Source organism: Polynucleobacter sp. IMCC30063 (assembly GCF_021395235.1).
In the GTDB taxonomy this organism is placed as follows: domain Bacteria; phylum Pseudomonadota; class Gammaproteobacteria; order Burkholderiales; family Burkholderiaceae; genus Polynucleobacter.
The window spans coordinates 789,951-805,359 of record NZ_JAJVCQ010000001.1; the positions used below are offsets into that span (position 1 = coordinate 789,951).

Consider the following 15,409-nt stretch of genomic DNA (forward strand, 5'->3'; position numbering starts at 1 on the left):
TATGCCTCAATTTACCTTTGAAACCACCCCAAAAATCATTTGTGAGCAGGGCGCCGCAAAGCGTCTTGGTGAAATAGCTCGCGGCTTAGGCATGAGCCAGGTATTTTTGGTGACTGATATTGGCTTGATGAAGGCTGGCTTAATCGATGGCGCTTTAACTTCATTAAGTGAAGCCGGGGTGAAGGTCACGGTATTTTCGGATGTGCTCGCTGACCCACCTGAGGTGAGTGTGCAGGCAGCTGTTAAAGCTGCAGCACTTGTTCATGCTGACGGCGTCATTGGTTTTGGTGGCGGTAGTTCACTCGATACCGCTAAATTGGTTGCGCTGTTGGCAAAAACACCGCAAGAATTACCCACGATTTATGGCATTGGTTTGGCGCGTGGACCCCGCTTGCCCCTCATTCAAGTGCCAACCACGGCAGGAACGGGTTCAGAAGTAACCCCAATTGCTATTCTGACTACACCAAGTCATGAGAAAAAAGGCGTAGTTTCGCCATTACTTTATCCCGATGTTGCCGTACTGGATAGCTTGCTTACTTTAGGTTTACCCCCAGTAATTACTGCAATGACGGGCGTTGACGCAATGGTTCATGCGATTGAAGCTTTCACATCTCGATCTAAGAAGAATGCTTTATCCGATGCATTGGCGATTAAGGCCTTACAGTTACTTTATGCCAACTTACCCGAGGCAGTGAGTGACGGCAAAGATGCGCAAGTTCGGGAAAACATGCTCTTAGGTTCGCTATTGGCGGGAATGGCTTTTGCCAATGCGCCAGTAGGCGCGGTACATGCCCTTGCTTACCCATTAGGTGGTCACTATCAATTACCGCATGGCTTAACCAATTCTTTGGTCTTGTTGCCTGTATTGAAATTTAATTTACCTGCGGCTGAGTCCTTATATGCTGAGCTAGGCCGCGCTATTTTGCCTGAGTTAAATTCTGTTAGTGATGAATTAGCCGCAGTTGATTTTATTGAAGCGATTGCAGCGCATGTCATTACCATGCCTTATGCACAGCGTTTGCGCGAAGTGGGTGTTAAAGAACACGAATTAGAAATGCTCGCACGCGATGCGATGAATGTGCAGCGTTTACTGATTAATAATCCGCGTGATGTGCAATTTGCAGATGCGTTGAGCTTATATCAAAGCGCTTATTAAGCAGTTAAGCACTTTGATAAGATTTAAAGAATAAATTTATTTCACGCCCAATAATTCAACGTCAAACAGTAGGGCGGCATTTGGTGGAATGACGCCGCCCGCCCCACTAGCGCCATAGCCCATTTCGGGTGGAATAATTAAAGTGCGTTTGCCGCCCACTTTCATGCCGGCAACACCTTCATCCCAACCACGAATCACACGACCACCGCCGAGAGGAAAGCTGAAAGGTTGACCACGGTCTAAAGAACTATCAAATTTCTTGCCCTTATTATTGGGCGCGCTGGGATCGTATAGCCAGCCGGTGTAATGTACCGACACATTAGAGCCGGAGGTGGCATCGGCACCCGTGCCGACAACAACATCAATTTTTTTCAATTCAGTCACTTTAGTTACCTTTGCAGCAGGGGGTTGAGAAGGGTTTGCCGATTGTGCCAGCACATTCGGCGCTACTATTAGTAAGCAGCTTAATGCAGTACAAACAAATAATAAGGTGTTGGGAAGATTCATTTTCATGGCGCTAGGTCTTTTAAAAAGAAACATTAAACATCCGATTTATTATATTCTGAATGCGCATACCATTGAGGCATGCTTAAAAGAGGATCTTGTTATGGATAGTAAACCAAACCCGCCAAGTCCACCCTCTATATTTGCGCGCGGAGCGCTCTATGTCCTTATCCAAGCTTTATTATTAGTTTTACTATTCTTTGGCCCTAGTAGTTTGAGCGGTGAAAAAATATGGACGGGCTCAATCAGTCATTGGCTATTTTGGCTAGGCTGGATCTTATTTACTACGAGCATCATTTTTTCTGGGGTGGCCGCATTTCAGTTGGGCAGCAACCTGACCCCACTCCCTGGGCCAAAACCGGGGGCTAAATTCGTGAGAAGGGGATTGTATCGGTTGGTCCGGCATCCGATTTATTTTGGGGTCATTATGCTTTCTTTTGCTTGGTTTTTAATTACCCAGGGCGAACTAACCCTTGCTTATGTAGGCTTGATTTTTATATTCTTTGACATCAAATCGAGAAAAGAAGAGCAGTGGTTAGTTACTACTTTTCCTGAATATTCAGATTATCAAAAACACGTTCGCAAGCTTTTGCCACTAATATACTAAGCAGCCAGATCGCTTCTATTTTTTGTCGTTGCTAGTGTCGAGCCAATGTTTTACTTCAGGAGAGGCTTCCTCCATCATTCCCATAAATTCTCGCACCATCAGTAGTAAACCTGTCACAAGTAGACAAAAGACAAAAATAGAAATAATGAGTAGGACAGTGTTACTCATGATTTTCTGCTCAATAAAGCCGAAACTTTGAAATAAATAGCAAAGCCAAAAATGGAAGGTACCCAGAGAGAGGTAAAGATGGCCTGATCTTTATCGCCAACCACAAACCATAGGTAGGCCGAAGTTATAAATGAAATAACCACTGCAAGCAAGATAAAAAAATCCGATTTTTTAAACATATATCTCCTTAGTTAAAATCTTATTTAGAGCCGATCTTAATGGGCTCATTAAAATAATCATCTATACCAAAACTCATTGCTAATAGTAAACAGCCGGCAATCGACAATTCGCTAATCACGCGCACCCCTGAGGATAGGCGAAAATTAAATAATTCAAACTCATACAGACCTAACATTACAAATACACACGTTAATAATCCAAAGAAAATGAGAAAAAGCCCTAAAGTTAATAAAGTCCATTGAATTATGTGTTTGATCATTATGGGATACGGGATAATTGAGCCTAAATAAATAATACATAAGATCTAAGTATTATTAAGTAAATCCTCATTTTAGACATCAATTCGCGGAAATTTCCTTGAGCCCCAATTCAGTGCTGCAATATTTAGGTGGTAGTAAAAAAAGCGAACGCTATTTTCTATTTGCGCTGGCAGGAATTCAGTTTACTCATATTCTGGATTTTATGATCATGATGCCTTTAGGGCCTCAATTTATTAGTGCTTTCCAAATTAATACCCATCAATTTGGCTTACTTATCTCCTCTTATACATTTGCTGCTGCCATCGCCGGCGTATTTGCTACATACTATATTGATCGCTTCGAGCGGCGCAAGCTATTGCTAAGTCTCTATATTGCCTTTACCCTAGCTACCTTAGCTTGTGGCCTAGCTACATCATATGAAACATTGTTTCTCGCGCGTGCCTTAGCTGGTGTTTTTGGCGGCATCTTGGGTTCACTAGTGCAAACCATTGTGGCTGATGTGATTCCATTTGAGCGCCGAGGTAAAGCAATTGGCACAGTCATGGCGGCATTTTCGGTCTCAACCGTTGCGGGTGTTCCCCTAAGTTTATTTTTAGCTAACCATATTTCTTTTTTAGGTTGGCGCGCCCCATTTATTTTTATCGCGCTTTTAGCCAGCCTTATTTTTTGGCTGGGCTATCAATTTATCCCCTCAATTGCAGGTCATTTAGCCCATAAGGCTGATGGGAATCGCTTTCGACAAATTTATCGCTTAGTGGTACAGCGCGATCACCTGATTGCTTTTTGTTTTATGGCCTTGATTATGCTGACAGGATTTTCTGTCATTCCTTATATCGCGCTCTACTTCACCATGAATGTAGGCGTACCTGATGCTTATATTTCCTTGGTTTATCTGTTTGGCGGTATCGCATCTTTATTGAGCTCGCGTTATATTGGGTCTTTAGCTGACCGTTACGGTAAAAAGCGTACTTTTCGCGCCTTAGCAATATTGAGTTTGGTACCGATTATTGTCACCACGAATTTAGTCCCCGTACCCATTTGGTTGGTACTCATTAATTCCACCGCATTTTTTATCTTAGTTTCAGGGCGCATGATTCCAGCAATGGCTATGGTGAGTCAGGTGATTGAGCCCAAAAACAGGGGCACCTTTATGAGCTTAATTGGCTCGGTACAAATGCTAGGCTCAGGAATTGCATCGGTAATAGCCGGAATGGTTATTACTATTAGCCCAGGCGGACAAATTGAGCATTACAACAGGGTTGGCTATGGCGCAGTGCTGTGCGGTTTGCTAACTTTTTGGCTTGTCGGTAAAATTCATCCGTATCGAGCGCCTGCAAATCAACCGCCCAGCTAATTTTTTGGCCTATTTTAAGCAAACCCACTTTTTTTATTTAACTATCTCAAGATGACAATTACTAATATCGGTGTTTTAAGCCTTATTTTCTTCGCTCAGTTATTTACTCCCCTCGCTGCATCCGCCGTAGAAACTCAGGCGAACGAGGTAAATCCACCTCCTTCAGAAAATCAGTACACTAAATCGATATCAGGCTTACGTAACCTACGCTATTGCGAAGTGTTGTATGGCAAGCGTCATTTGGGTACCCTGACAGTAAAAGTATTTAATACCCAGGGTCTTAACGAATGTCCTGAGGCATTATGGAAAGCACTCGACGTTAAAGTAATTGAGAAAAAAAATGATGCCTCATTTGTGCGTCTGAATGGCCCGCGTTACTGGACTATGGATGAGATTAAAGCTGCTGGCAAAACAGCCCAAGATGTCATTGAGAATTTCGGCGGTATTGAAATGAGCTTACGGGCAACTTTAGATGTGGGTATAAAGCGGCAATTAGCAGGCACCCAATTTTTTGTGCCGAATGTGGTAAACCGCAAAACAGCGTTTATTTACAAGAGTGGCACGCTAATTTACCAACTAACTTCACCCCAAGGACAGACTTATATTATGCAATCGTATTCACAAATTGCTGACCCTAACTTGTCCATGAACGATTTGGCGCAATTAGCCACGCGCCTTAAGTTACCCGATGGCTGGACATATGCAGTTAAAACGCTTTCCCAAGATTTGGTCTTGCAGGCGCAGGGTAAGGCTTATGTGATTCAGGATAATTTTTATAACTCGTATCAACGTCAATAAGGAACTTTATGAGGAATTCAATGAAAAAATACTTACTCTCTTTTTTTATGGCTTGGCAATTTTGTGGGACGGGATTTGCTGCCGATTCCCCGCCAGTTAAATTCGATCCCGTCTGGCTCATTAATGCTCGTATTGCTGTAAAAGCAGGCCAATATGATGACGCTATTAAACAGTTGCAGGCGGCTAATGATCCTACATCAGCAGACTGGAATAATTTAATGGGTTATAGCTTACGCAAGAAAACCCCACCCGACTTAGTTGGCGCAGAAAAATTTTATCAAGCCGCTTTGGCTATTGATCCTACCCATCGTGGCGCTTTAGAGTATTACGGAAAATTAATGTTGCTCAATAAAAATTTGACGGGCGCCGAAGGTTTATTAGCCAGACTGGATAAAACCTGCACGTTTGGTTGCGAGGAATATAGTGATTTAAAAGAAGCAGTTGCAAGCTATAAAAAAGCCCAAAAATAGGGCCATTGAGAATTAGCCCTTTCATTTAAGTAAAATAGCCAGCAATGCTTCTCATCCCAGTCACTTCCCTTAAACGCAAAACGCGCCTCCTATTGCTCTCAGGCTTTCTGGCGCTGGCTTTGCTTGGTGTGCAGTGGCTCGGTTTTTACCATGGCATTGCCCATTCAGGCTTGGGGGCAGAAACGCAAATAAGCGCTGCTTTTCAACATGCAAAACAGGCTGGACCAATTCAATCTGAACAGGCAAAAAGTAGTTGCCACTTATTCGATGCCTTGTTGCTGGGTGGTTGTCTTACTACAGCAAGCTTTACTTTTCATCTTCAGCAGCATGACAATAATTTACCTGCTGCAGTTTTCATTTCTCTGGCCAAGCCAACGGCATTTTGGCCCTATCAATCTCAGGCGCCTCCTATCCTTAACTTGTAACACTTTTTAGATTTAGTTTGCTTTTTTTAGGCGAACATCTTTAAGACTATTGCTAGGCAATAGAGTGATCAAGGTAGGGATGAAAAATTTTAAAGTAAGTAAACTGGCTTTCGCCTTGGCTCTATCGAGCTCAAGTACGGTAGCTTTTGCGCAAAATCAAGATGCCAACTCTCTACAAGTTGACGTTACAGGCTCGCGTGAGGGTGGCCAAAGTATTTTGACGCCAACAAAAATTTTGGCTGGCGATGAGCTGCAAAATAAACTAGGCGCTACGCTTGGGGCAACGTTAGCAAATGAATTAGGTGTATCAGCTACCGGATATGGTTCGGGTTCCTCCCGCCCAGTAATTCGCGGTCTGGACGGCCCAAGAGTGCAAATTTTACAAAATGGTATATCCGTTGGCGATGTCTCGAATATTTCAGCTGATCATGCTGTGGCAACTCCGATTCAAACAGCGCGGCAAATTGAAATCTTGCGTGGCGCCGCAGCATTACTCTATGGTTCGGGCTCAAGCGGTGGCTTAGTTAATATTGTGAATGACCGTATTCTCACTAATCTACCCGACGCTACGACAGGTGTAATCAATACTAGTGTAGAAAGCGTGAATCAAGGGAAGGCCGCCTCATTGGATCTCGATACCGCGATCGGCTCAGTTGCCCTACATTTAGATACAGCTGTGAATAATGCCAATAACTATCGTATTCCAGGCAATGCCGAACTAAACGGCCCAAATGCAAATTGGGCAATTAATCCGGGTGAGCCAGTGAATGTACCTTACAGCGGCAAACTTCCCTTTTCTTATAGCAACCAAAATAATTTGGGATTGGGTGCATCGTATGTAGGGCAGTCTGGATATACTGGTATTTCAGTCGAACGCCTCAATCATAACTATGGTACGCCAACGAGTGAGGGTGGTTTTATTCAACAATCTCAAAATCGTTACGACTTTAGTCACCAAACCCGCGATCCATTTGCAGGTTTTTCCTCGTTTAAATTTAATGCAGCTAATATTAATTATCTACATACCGAATATAACAATAATGGCGCAGCTTTTACCCAGTGGAGCAACAAAGCGAATGAGGCAAGATTTGAATTAGCCCATAAAGAAATTTTGGGTTGGAGTGGTACGGTCGGTGCTCAATTTACTGGAGCAAGCTTAAACGCTACCGACTTGCAGTCAAATAGCTACGCGATTGTGCCGCCCACGAAAAGTAATTCAAATTCGGTATTTTGGATTGAAGAAGGTCGTTTTGGGGCTTTACAAACAAGTTTGGGTGCACGCTATAACTTAGTTTCACAAAATCCCAATCAGTCGACGGCATTTCCTACCGATATTGATTTTACAAGTCAAAACGGCAGTCCTAATCCCACGGCGCCTAGCCTGCAAAATCGCAACTTTAATCTTTTTTCGTATTCAGCAGGCGGCATGTGGAATATGCAGGGTGGCTACGGCTTAGGAATGGCGTTTACTGTATCGCAACGAGCACCAAGCGCACAAGAACTTTACTCGTATGGTCCACACGATGCAACTGCTACCTTCGATGTAGGTAACTCGAATTTATCAACCGAGACATCCCGCAATCTTGAGGTAAATATTCAGAAAACAGTTGGCTTGCTACGTGGTAAAGCGAGCGTTTATCAAAATATGTTTTCTAATTATATTTATGGTTTTTATACTGGTGCGTATAGCCCCTCTAATGAAAACTTCTCAGTAGTACAGTCATCACAAGCAAATGCCACCATTCGTGGCGCAGAAGGTGAGCTAACTTATAACTGGAATCAAAAGGGTGCTGCTGGACGTATTTTTGGTGATGTATCGTATGGCACGTTTAATAGCGGCGGCCAAATTAGCGGGAATTTACCGCTTCAACCAGCCCCCCGCATGGGACTAGAGTTAGCGCACCGGACTGGTGGATGGCTGACTAATGCTACTTATATTTACGGTTTACAGCAAACTCGACTGGCCTCCTTTGAAATTGGCCCAACCCCAAGCTATAGCCTATTAAACGGTGGAGTTTCCTATACCGAAAAAATGAATAAAATTAATTGGACAGCGTATATGGTGCTAAAAAATCTCTTAAATCAAGATATCCGTTATGCCACTACGCCAATGCCAGTGCGACTTTATGCTCCACAGCCTGGACGGAGTATTATGGTCGGGGTGAAAGCGAGTTTTTAAAGTTTTTTTGCTTGACTAAAAATATTATCTAAACATCCGCTTACCAGAAACTGAAATTGATAATGAACGAAGCATTAAGAATTTATATTATTGATCATCATCTAGTTGCTGTTACCTTAATTCTTGGTATGGCCTTAATGGTAGAGATTGGTTGGCAAGTTGGCCGGCGAGCTAAAGCAAAATACAATGCTAGCAAGATCAATGCTAGCGATACGTTCATGGCAGCAATTTTTGGTTTGTTGGCTCTGGTCATTGCCATTACTTTTTCTGGAGCTTCTGATCGGTTTGATAAGCGTCGAGACTTAATCATGAATGAGCTCAGCACTATAAGTAGCGCTTATTTATCCATCGACTTACTAAAAGCTGAAGATCAACCCAAGTTAAGGGCTTTATTTAAAAAATATGTTGATTTACGCCTTCAGGTTTATAAAAAACCAATGGCAATAGAAGATCAGGCAAAGATCTTTCAACAGCGTTTAGAGATCGGTAACGAGATTTGGCAGGGCGCTGTTAAAGCGGTAAAAACCATGAGCCCTTTAAGCTTTGCAGATACATTAGTGGCTGCAAAAATTTTGCCGACCATTTCCGCAATGTTTGACGCCTCTGATTACCAGCGTGTTGGAATGAAAACGCATCCGCCGCCAGCCTTATGGGCATTATTATTTTTACTCGCGTTTGTTGGTTCTTTGGTGGCTGGTTACATCATGGGTATTGAAGAGCGGCGAGACTGGCTTTTAACGATCGTCTTCATTATTGTGATGGTCGCGACAATTTCACTGGTCCTCGATATCGAGCACCCCCGAGATGGGATGATTAATTTAGATCGAGTTGATCAGGAGATTGCTCATTTCCGTAACTCGATGTAATTCGACTGTATATTATGGCTGCGGACTAGGGTAATGGGTATGGCTGAGATAGCGCCCAGCTTTATCTACTCTTACTAAGACCATATCGCCTACATTAACAACCTTGCCCGTAAATGCTTGAATATTGACATGATGAGTTACTAAAATTAAGGGCGTCTGCGAATTTTTAGCAAGGCTATTTTTAATGAAGGTTTGCAGCGCCTGAGTTTGGGTTTTTTCTAAAGACATGTCATCAAAAAAGGAGCCAAGTGAGGCCTCAATTGTGATGGCGCCCTTTTTTAGTAATTTTGCGGTATCAACGCACCGGCACCAAGGACTAGTAAACACCTGAGCTTTATCAATGCCTTGTTTAGCCAGCCAAGCACCAATGAGTTCAGATTGTTTGCGCCCGCGCTCACCTAAATTGCGTTGGGTAGCGCATTGGTCGAGTTTATAGCCGGCCGGGTCGCCGATGCCGGGAGCGTCGGCGTGGCGTATCAACAGCACATGATGACCATCATTCAGATCCTCTTTTAGCCCCGCATAAACACTGGCGCCAAATAAATAAAGAGGTAAGCCAATAAAAAAAACTGTAAGCCTACGTCTGATAGGGTTATTCATATTAGATATAAGCACTCCACAAGCTTGAAATAATTAATAGATAATATTGAATCTTAATAGAAAATGTATTAATCAATGAAAACCTGCATAAAAATACCTCTTAACAGTAGATTTAGGAATTATTGTGTACTTGAATAAATTTATTTGTCTTAGCGCGATCTGCCTATTTACCTTAAGTGCTTGTGGCACCTATGCGCCTAATGTTGATATGGGCAATAAGGACCAAGGGTGTGTGCGCGAGTGTGATATGGACAATAACCTTTGCATGGAAAAAGCAACTGATTTGGTAGCAAAAAATAGTTGCGCCATGAAGCGGCAAAATTGCGTTAAGGCGTGCCCAACTGATAATTGTTAGTTGCTTATAAGACGAGAACTAAGCAAGTGACAGTACTTCCTGTAGAAATAAAGAAATATCAGCTAGCTCAGTTGGGTGAACCGAGTGTTCCATTGGATAGGTTTGCCAATTGACCTGGTAACTATGTTGTTTGAGTAAAGCATGCGAATCTTCACCCCGTTTAGGAATGACGACTGGATCCCAAACCCCATGCGCCATAAAAATAGGGGTATTGAAATTGGCCTTATTTCTAAAGCTGAGAAACTGTTCTGCGAGCGGTAAATAACCTGACAGAGCTATGATGCCTGCTAGAGGTTGTGGAAAACTTAAACCAATATATAGAGCCATCGCACAGCCTTGTGAAAACCCAGCAAGGACTATTTTGTTCGATGGAATACCCTTTTGTATTTCACGTTCAATCAACGCAGCTATAGCGCTGGCTGATTTTTGAATACCTTTGATATCTTGTTGATGGGTTAAATCGGGCGCAGCAATATCGTACCAAGCCGGCATCACATAGCCTCCATTGATAGTCACGGGCATGCTCGGCGCACTAGGAAATACAAAGCGAATTGGTAAGCAGCCTGTTAAATCAAGCTGGGGAACGACTGAGGCAAAATCATTGCCATCGGCACCGAGACCATGTAGCCATATGACTGCAGCTTGAGGATTAGGCGCCGTTTCAATTTCGATGCAAGGTAATAAATCGCTCATGAAATAAAGTGCTTACGTTTTTTTAGCATTGGCTTGGGCTTGTTTTTTGGCCAGACGCTCATTAATGGTTTTTAGCATCGCCTCATCTGGGTTTTGCCAATTTGCACCGGCTTGATTTGCCATATGCACTACAGCAGCGGCAAATTCTGCGACGGATAAATTCGGGCTGCCACCTCGGGCAGGCATAGCTCGCACGCCATAGTAACCATCGGCACTGATATTTGCTTGACCTTCTTTAATGAGTTTCCCCCATTGTTTTTTATCGCCAACTTTCGGTGCATTATTAAGCCCTGTAGCATGACAAGCAGAACACACTTGCTGATACGTTTCAGAGCCGCTGGCCGCATAGGAATTTGCGCTTAAAGAGAGTATTCCAAGGGTAATTACTACATATTTCATCATAGTTTCTAAGGAGAGGGGATAAAAAATTGTATCGTTGAATCAATAATTCTGCAAAAGCTCCTAAAATAGCCTGCAATAGATATGAATAAGTCGCGCAAAGGAGCATAAATGAATAAAAAATCGTATTTAGTACGTATATTGAAGGTAACTTTATTGCCATTGATGGGGCTGTTGTTAAGTCCAGCTCTCCAGGCGCAAGAGTTTCCCCCTAAAAAAACAGTCACCATGGTGGTTGGCTTTGCTGCTGGTGGCGCGGCTGACACCGGCGCGCGCTTAATCGCTAAAAAATTGGGTGAAAATATTGGTCAAACGGTGGTCGTTGATAATAAGCCTGGCGCTGGCGGTAATATTGCCCATGCTACGGTGGCGAATGGACCAACAGATGGTTCAATGATTTTATTAGGTTCGATTGGGCCGTTAACGATTGCGCCCCATTTAATGAAACTCCCTTACGATCCCGTTAAAGATTTGGCGCCCTTAACCATGGGAATGAGCTTTCCAAATATATTAGTGGTACCACCTTCTTTAGGTGTGACTACACTAAAAGAATTTGTGGCTTTAGCAAAAAAAGAGCCAGGCAAGTTAACGTACGCCTCAACTGGGAATGGTTCCGCATCGCATTTGCAGGGAGAATTATTTAATTTACGAGCGGGCATCGATGTAGTACATATTCCGTACAAAGGGGGTAACCCCGCTTTGGTTGACGTCTTAGCTGGACGAGTTTCGTCTTATTACTCTGCACTGTCGTCAGCCTCGCCACATATTAAAACAGGTAAGTTGGTAGCGTTGGCCACCACCGGTGCAAAAAGGGCGCCCTTATTTCCGAATGTGCCCACTATTGCTGAGTCGGGTTATCCAGGTTTTGATGCAACCAACTGGTATGCTTTCGTTGCGCCTAGCAAAACGCCAACTGTTTTATTAGATCGCTGGAATTTAGAAATTGTCAAAGTTTTGAATGACAAAGAGGTCGCTGCCGCTCTGGTAGAGCATGGTTTAACTCCCAACCCAATGTCGCGGGATGAACTTGCTAAATATATGGCAAAAGAGTCTAGCGCATGGGCTAAGGTAATAAAAGAAAAAGGTATTACCCCTGATTAGTGTTGCAACTAATTAATGAATGTCGACTAGAAACGAGAAAATTGATGCAATTTGCAGTTGTTATGCGTAAACAAAAAATGACCAATCAATGGGTTAGTCATCGCTGGTTTCCTCAAGAGGTGATTCCAGACATTGGTCAGTTTGGAGCTGAAACATTGGAGCGTACGCAAAAAATAAGCGGCCGCTTTTTAGAGCGCAATGATTTGGGTGAATCATGGCTTTTTACGGGCTTTAATTTAAACCTCTTTGTTGACGAAGCAGAAGGATATTACTTAAATGTAATAGCGCAAAGCCCATGTTGGTTTGTGATGTGGCGTTTAGAAGAGGAGCCGCAAGCGTATATCACTCAGCAGTCGCAAACATTTTTAATTGCTAATGAAGCGCTGGCAATTCCTCACCGGATTTTAGTTAGCTATAACGAAGCAGCCCGTTTATTGGATGGGGGTGAAACGGTTGACAATATACCCATGAGTGCTGAACAAATTACTTGGCTTACGGAGTATGTCGATGAAAAATATCGACCTGAGCCGAAGCGGCGCCAAAAACCGGCTTCTTTCAAGGGCGCAGTGCGCCCAGCGGAGGAATAATGGCAGATGGTTTTTTAAATCGCTGGTCGCAACGCAAGGCTGGACAGGAATTACCGAATGAAGTGAAGCCGGTCGCTGAAACCCCCGCCAATTTGGCTGAGAGCGCAAAGTCCAACAAACTCCCGGCGCAGCAGTCAGCAACGACAAGCGAAGTACTACCCCAGTTGACATTAGACGATGTTGCGAAGCTTAATCATCAAGATGATTTTTCGGTCTTTATGCAAAGTGGGGTTGATCCTGATGTTAAGCGTGCTGCTCTGAAGAAATTATTTTCTGACCCCCGCTATAACATCATGGATGGTTTAGATATTTATATTGATGACTATTCCAAGCCAGACCCTATTCCACCTGAAATGCTGCGACGTTTGGTGCAATCAAAGATGCTAAATCTCTTTAAGGCCGAAGAAGACGCTCAGGACCAAGCCACTGAAGACACCAAAGAAAAAATGGCATTGGAGGCGCTTGATCGGGAGTCTAGGGAGTCTAATGAGGTGACGCATATTTTGCCGCCAGAGCCTAAGACCGAAGTTACTGAGATTAAGTCAAGCAAACCACCGCTTGATCCCCAATTAAAAACCTAAAAGTAAACCATGACCAAGTTATTCGTTTGTGATTGCAACCGAACCATGCCCCTTGATGCGAAAGCACTAGGTCTTGCAGTGCATACCTCTTTATGTCGTCAAGAAGTCGGTCAATTTTTGACAGCACTTGGCGAGCCTGAGCCGATCATTGTGGCCTGTACGCAAGAACGCGCTTTATTTAGTGAGTTGGCAGAGCAATCGGCTAAGCCCTTAGGCGCGCCCCTGCGTTTTGTCAATATTCGTGAGCTAGCGGGCTGGACTCAAGAAGCAAAAAAATCCACCCCTAAAATCTTAGCTTTATTGGCTTTGGCTGAGGTGCCACAGGCCGATCCAGTTCCCGTAGTTAACTTTGAAAGTCAAGGGCGCTTACTGATTATTGGCCCTGCACACCAAGCTTTGCCATGGGCTGAGAAATTAGGCGCAGCACTCGATATTAGTGTTTTAGCTACTGAAGCAGGGGCACTTCCATTGAATCGCGATTTTCCAATTTATAGCGGAGTGGTATCGAGCTTAGCGGGTTTTTTAGGGCAATTTACGGTTGAGTGGAATTTAATCAATCCCATTGATCCTGAAATGTGTACGCGCTGTGGCGCTTGCGTGACCGCGTGTCCCGAGGATGCAATTGATGCTTCTTTCCAAATTAATTTGGCGCGCTGTCAATCGCATCGTGCTTGTGTTACTGCCTGTGCAGGCATTGGTGCAATTCAGTTTGATCGACCCGACACTTTGCGTAGTGGCGAGTTCGATTTAATTATGGATTTACGCGCCAACACTGGAATGCCGATGAGCCAAACGCCACAAGGCTATTTGGCACCAGGTGTCGACCCGTTTGAGCAAGCTTTAGCTGCCTCGAAGTTATTGGGTTTGGTTGGTGAGTTTGAAAAACCAAAATATTTTGTTTACAACGAAAAAATTTGCGCACATGGTCGTAATGGGCTTACCGGGTGTTCTGCGTGTATCGATGTGTGTTCAACTGCGGCGATTCAGTCGGTCTTTAAAAATGGGCAAGGTCAAGTAGCGGTTAATCCCAATTTATGCATGGGTTGCGGGGCTTGTTCCACAGTTTGCCCATCGGGTGCGATGCGTTACAACTATCCGAGCGTTTCGCATCAGGGCTTGCAACTAAAGGCGTTAAGCAAAACCTATGCTAACGAAATCGCCCGAACAAATTTAGCTGCCAGCGCACCTACCTTACTTTTACATAGTCACACTGAAGGCCTGCAACTCATCGAGAGTTTGGGTCGTGCCGCCCATTTACAGGCTAAGAATTATGAAGGCCTCCCCAGTTTTGTCTTGCCTTTAGGCCTTGAAAATATTGCCTCAACTGGGATCGAACTATGGTTGGGTGCTTTGAGTTTTGGCTTTGCTGAGGTCAAGCTTCTCTTAACTGGGAATGAAGATCCGGCTTATCGTCAGGCGCTCGCCCAGCAAGTTGCATTAGGCAATGCTGTTTTGCAAGCCTATGGTTTAAATCTCAATTCTTCTGAAACTCGGATAAGTATGATTGAGGCGCATTCCGACGATGATTTAGAAACCGTCAGTAAAGCGCTCGGCATCCTCCGCAAACGCGGCGCTTTACCTACTTTAGGCGCACCAGCCTCATTTGGCTTGGCCAATCAAAAGCGCGAAACATTAGAGGCTGTACTGACTTATTTCGAGAAGCAAGCTAAAACCTCGCTACCGACCGAGGGCGCAGTTTTGCCTACCCCTTCATTATTCGGTGGCCTTGCTATTGATCAAGCGGCCTGCACTTTGTGTATGTCCTGTGTAGGTAGCTGTCCTGAAGGTGCACTATTAGATAACCCCGATGAACCAAAGTTATCCTTTTTAGAAAAGCAATGTGTGCAATGCGGTTTGTGCGTTCAAACTTGTCCCGAAAATGCCTTGCAATTAGTGCCACGCTTATTGAGTGTGGAACAACGCAAGCAAAAGGTTATCCTGAATGAAACCCTGCCTTACCATTGCATTAGTTGCGGCAAGGCTTTTGGCACCTTAAAAATGGTAGAGCTCATGTTGGGTCGACTAGGAACCCATGAAGCTTTTTCTGGAGCCGCCCAGAATCGCCTAAAAATGTGTAGTGACTGTAGGGTGGTCGATATGATGAAAGATGTTTGATGAGCCAAGAT

At 43.9% G+C, this 15,409-nt stretch carries 20 protein-coding genes; 13 read left to right on the forward strand and 7 right to left on the reverse strand.

Annotation, left to right across the window (positions count from 1 at the left end; translation table 11 throughout):
- The first annotated feature begins 1 nt into the window (after position 1).
- Complete coding sequence (locus tag LZG75_RS04015) at positions 2 to 1,156, forward strand: iron-containing alcohol dehydrogenase (protein WP_233924868.1); 1,155 nt, start codon at positions 2 to 4, stop codon at positions 1,154 to 1,156.
- Positions 1,157 to 1,192: 36 nt separating this feature from the next.
- Here the strand turns inward: LZG75_RS04015 and LZG75_RS04020 are convergent, their stop codons facing one another.
- Entirely contained in the window at positions 1,193 to 1,540 is a 348-nt protein-coding gene (locus LZG75_RS04020) for an FKBP-type peptidyl-prolyl cis-trans isomerase (protein ID WP_233935752.1), read from the reverse strand.
- Positions 1,541 to 1,667: 127 nt separating this feature from the next.
- Here LZG75_RS04020 and LZG75_RS04025 point away from each other — a divergent pair, with 127 nt between their 5' ends.
- Positions 1,668 to 2,267: an isoprenylcysteine carboxylmethyltransferase family protein gene (locus LZG75_RS04025; protein WP_233924867.1), complete on the forward strand. Its 600-nt coding sequence runs from the start codon at positions 1,668 to 1,670 to the stop codon at positions 2,265 to 2,267.
- Between the two features lie 15 nt (positions 2,268 to 2,282).
- Here LZG75_RS04025 and LZG75_RS04030 read toward each other — a convergent pair whose 3' ends face one another.
- The 3 genes from LZG75_RS04030 to LZG75_RS04040 are packed head-to-tail and all read right to left on the reverse strand — an operon-like array spanning position 2,283 to position 2,874.
- On the reverse strand, positions 2,283 to 2,435 hold the full coding sequence (locus LZG75_RS04030) for a hypothetical protein (RefSeq protein ID WP_233924866.1): 153 nt from the start codon (positions 2,433 to 2,435) through the stop codon (positions 2,283 to 2,285).
- Entirely contained in the window at positions 2,432 to 2,614 is a 183-nt protein-coding gene (locus LZG75_RS04035; protein ID WP_233924865.1) for a hypothetical protein, read from the reverse strand. Before LZG75_RS04035 ends, LZG75_RS04030 begins: the two co-directional genes overlap by 4 nt.
- 20 nt (positions 2,615 to 2,634) lie before the next feature.
- Positions 2,635 to 2,874 carry a hypothetical protein gene (locus LZG75_RS04040; RefSeq protein ID WP_233924864.1) on the reverse strand — a complete coding sequence of 80 codons (240 nt, stop codon included), beginning with the start codon at positions 2,872 to 2,874 and terminating at the stop codon, positions 2,635 to 2,637.
- A gap of 98 nt (positions 2,875 to 2,972) precedes the next feature.
- Here LZG75_RS04040 and LZG75_RS04045 point away from each other — a divergent pair, with 98 nt between their 5' ends.
- The 6 genes from LZG75_RS04045 to LZG75_RS04070 all read left to right on the forward strand — a co-directional run bounded on the left by LZG75_RS04045 (position 2,973) and on the right by LZG75_RS04070 (position 8,967).
- Positions 2,973 to 4,229 (forward strand): MFS transporter, encoded by a 1,257-nt coding sequence (locus LZG75_RS04045; RefSeq protein WP_233935494.1) that lies wholly within the window; start codon positions 2,973 to 2,975, stop codon positions 4,227 to 4,229.
- 51 nt (positions 4,230 to 4,280) lie between these two features.
- The gene (locus tag LZG75_RS04050) at positions 4,281 to 5,027 is read left to right on the forward strand and encodes a hypothetical protein (protein ID WP_233935498.1); all 747 of its coding nucleotides are present in this window, start codon (positions 4,281 to 4,283) and stop codon (positions 5,025 to 5,027) included.
- A gap of 20 nt (positions 5,028 to 5,047) precedes the next feature.
- Positions 5,048 to 5,497, forward strand: a complete 450-nt coding sequence (locus LZG75_RS04055; protein WP_233935500.1) for a tetratricopeptide repeat protein — start codon at positions 5,048 to 5,050, stop codon at positions 5,495 to 5,497.
- Positions 5,498 to 5,541: 44 nt separating this feature from the next.
- Entirely contained in the window at positions 5,542 to 5,922 is a 381-nt protein-coding gene (locus LZG75_RS04060; protein WP_233935503.1) for a hypothetical protein, read from the forward strand.
- A gap of 79 nt (positions 5,923 to 6,001) precedes the next feature.
- Entirely contained in the window at positions 6,002 to 8,101 is a 2,100-nt protein-coding gene (locus LZG75_RS04065; protein ID WP_233935506.1) for a TonB-dependent receptor, read from the forward strand.
- A 62-nt stretch (positions 8,102 to 8,163) separates the two neighbouring features.
- The gene (locus LZG75_RS04070) at positions 8,164 to 8,967 is read left to right on the forward strand and encodes a hypothetical protein (protein WP_233935508.1); all 804 of its coding nucleotides are present in this window, start codon (positions 8,164 to 8,166) and stop codon (positions 8,965 to 8,967) included.
- 12 nt (positions 8,968 to 8,979) lie between these two features.
- Here LZG75_RS04070 and LZG75_RS04075 read toward each other — a convergent pair whose 3' ends face one another.
- Entirely contained in the window at positions 8,980 to 9,567 is a 588-nt protein-coding gene (locus LZG75_RS04075) for a histidine phosphatase family protein (RefSeq protein ID WP_233935510.1), read from the reverse strand.
- Between the two features lie 124 nt (positions 9,568 to 9,691).
- On the opposite strand from LZG75_RS04075, the gene LZG75_RS04080 reads away from it, so the two are divergent.
- A complete protein-coding gene (locus LZG75_RS04080) occupies positions 9,692 to 9,922 on the forward strand; it encodes a hypothetical protein (protein ID WP_233935513.1) in 231 nt (76 codons plus the stop codon).
- Between the two features lie 18 nt (positions 9,923 to 9,940).
- Here the strand turns inward: LZG75_RS04080 and LZG75_RS04085 are convergent, their stop codons facing one another.
- Both LZG75_RS04085 and LZG75_RS04090 read right to left on the reverse strand, forming a co-directional pair.
- Positions 9,941 to 10,615, reverse strand: coding sequence for an alpha/beta hydrolase (locus LZG75_RS04085; RefSeq protein ID WP_233935515.1), 675 nt, complete (start codon positions 10,613 to 10,615; stop codon positions 9,941 to 9,943).
- A gap of 12 nt (positions 10,616 to 10,627) precedes the next feature.
- Positions 10,628 to 11,017: a cytochrome c5 family protein gene (locus LZG75_RS04090; protein WP_233935518.1), complete on the reverse strand. Its 390-nt coding sequence runs from the start codon at positions 11,015 to 11,017 to the stop codon at positions 10,628 to 10,630.
- A 108-nt stretch (positions 11,018 to 11,125) separates the two neighbouring features.
- Here LZG75_RS04090 and LZG75_RS04095 point away from each other — a divergent pair, with 108 nt between their 5' ends.
- The 4 genes from LZG75_RS04095 to LZG75_RS04110 are packed head-to-tail and all read left to right on the forward strand — an operon-like array spanning position 11,126 to position 15,398.
- Entirely contained in the window at positions 11,126 to 12,115 is a 990-nt protein-coding gene (locus LZG75_RS04095; protein WP_370634823.1) for a Bug family tripartite tricarboxylate transporter substrate binding protein, read from the forward strand.
- Between the two features lie 44 nt (positions 12,116 to 12,159).
- On the forward strand, positions 12,160 to 12,702 hold the full coding sequence (locus tag LZG75_RS04100) for a DUF3305 domain-containing protein (protein WP_233924850.1): 543 nt from the start codon (positions 12,160 to 12,162) through the stop codon (positions 12,700 to 12,702).
- The gene (locus LZG75_RS04105; protein WP_233924849.1) at positions 12,702 to 13,283 is read left to right on the forward strand and encodes a DUF3306 domain-containing protein; all 582 of its coding nucleotides are present in this window, start codon (positions 12,702 to 12,704) and stop codon (positions 13,281 to 13,283) included. Before LZG75_RS04100 ends, LZG75_RS04105 begins: the two co-directional genes overlap by 1 nt.
- Positions 13,284 to 13,292: 9 nt before the next feature.
- On the forward strand, positions 13,293 to 15,398 hold the full coding sequence (locus LZG75_RS04110; RefSeq protein ID WP_233924848.1) for a 4Fe-4S binding protein: 2,106 nt from the start codon (positions 13,293 to 13,295) through the stop codon (positions 15,396 to 15,398).
- Positions 15,399 to 15,409: the final 11 nt, after the last annotated feature.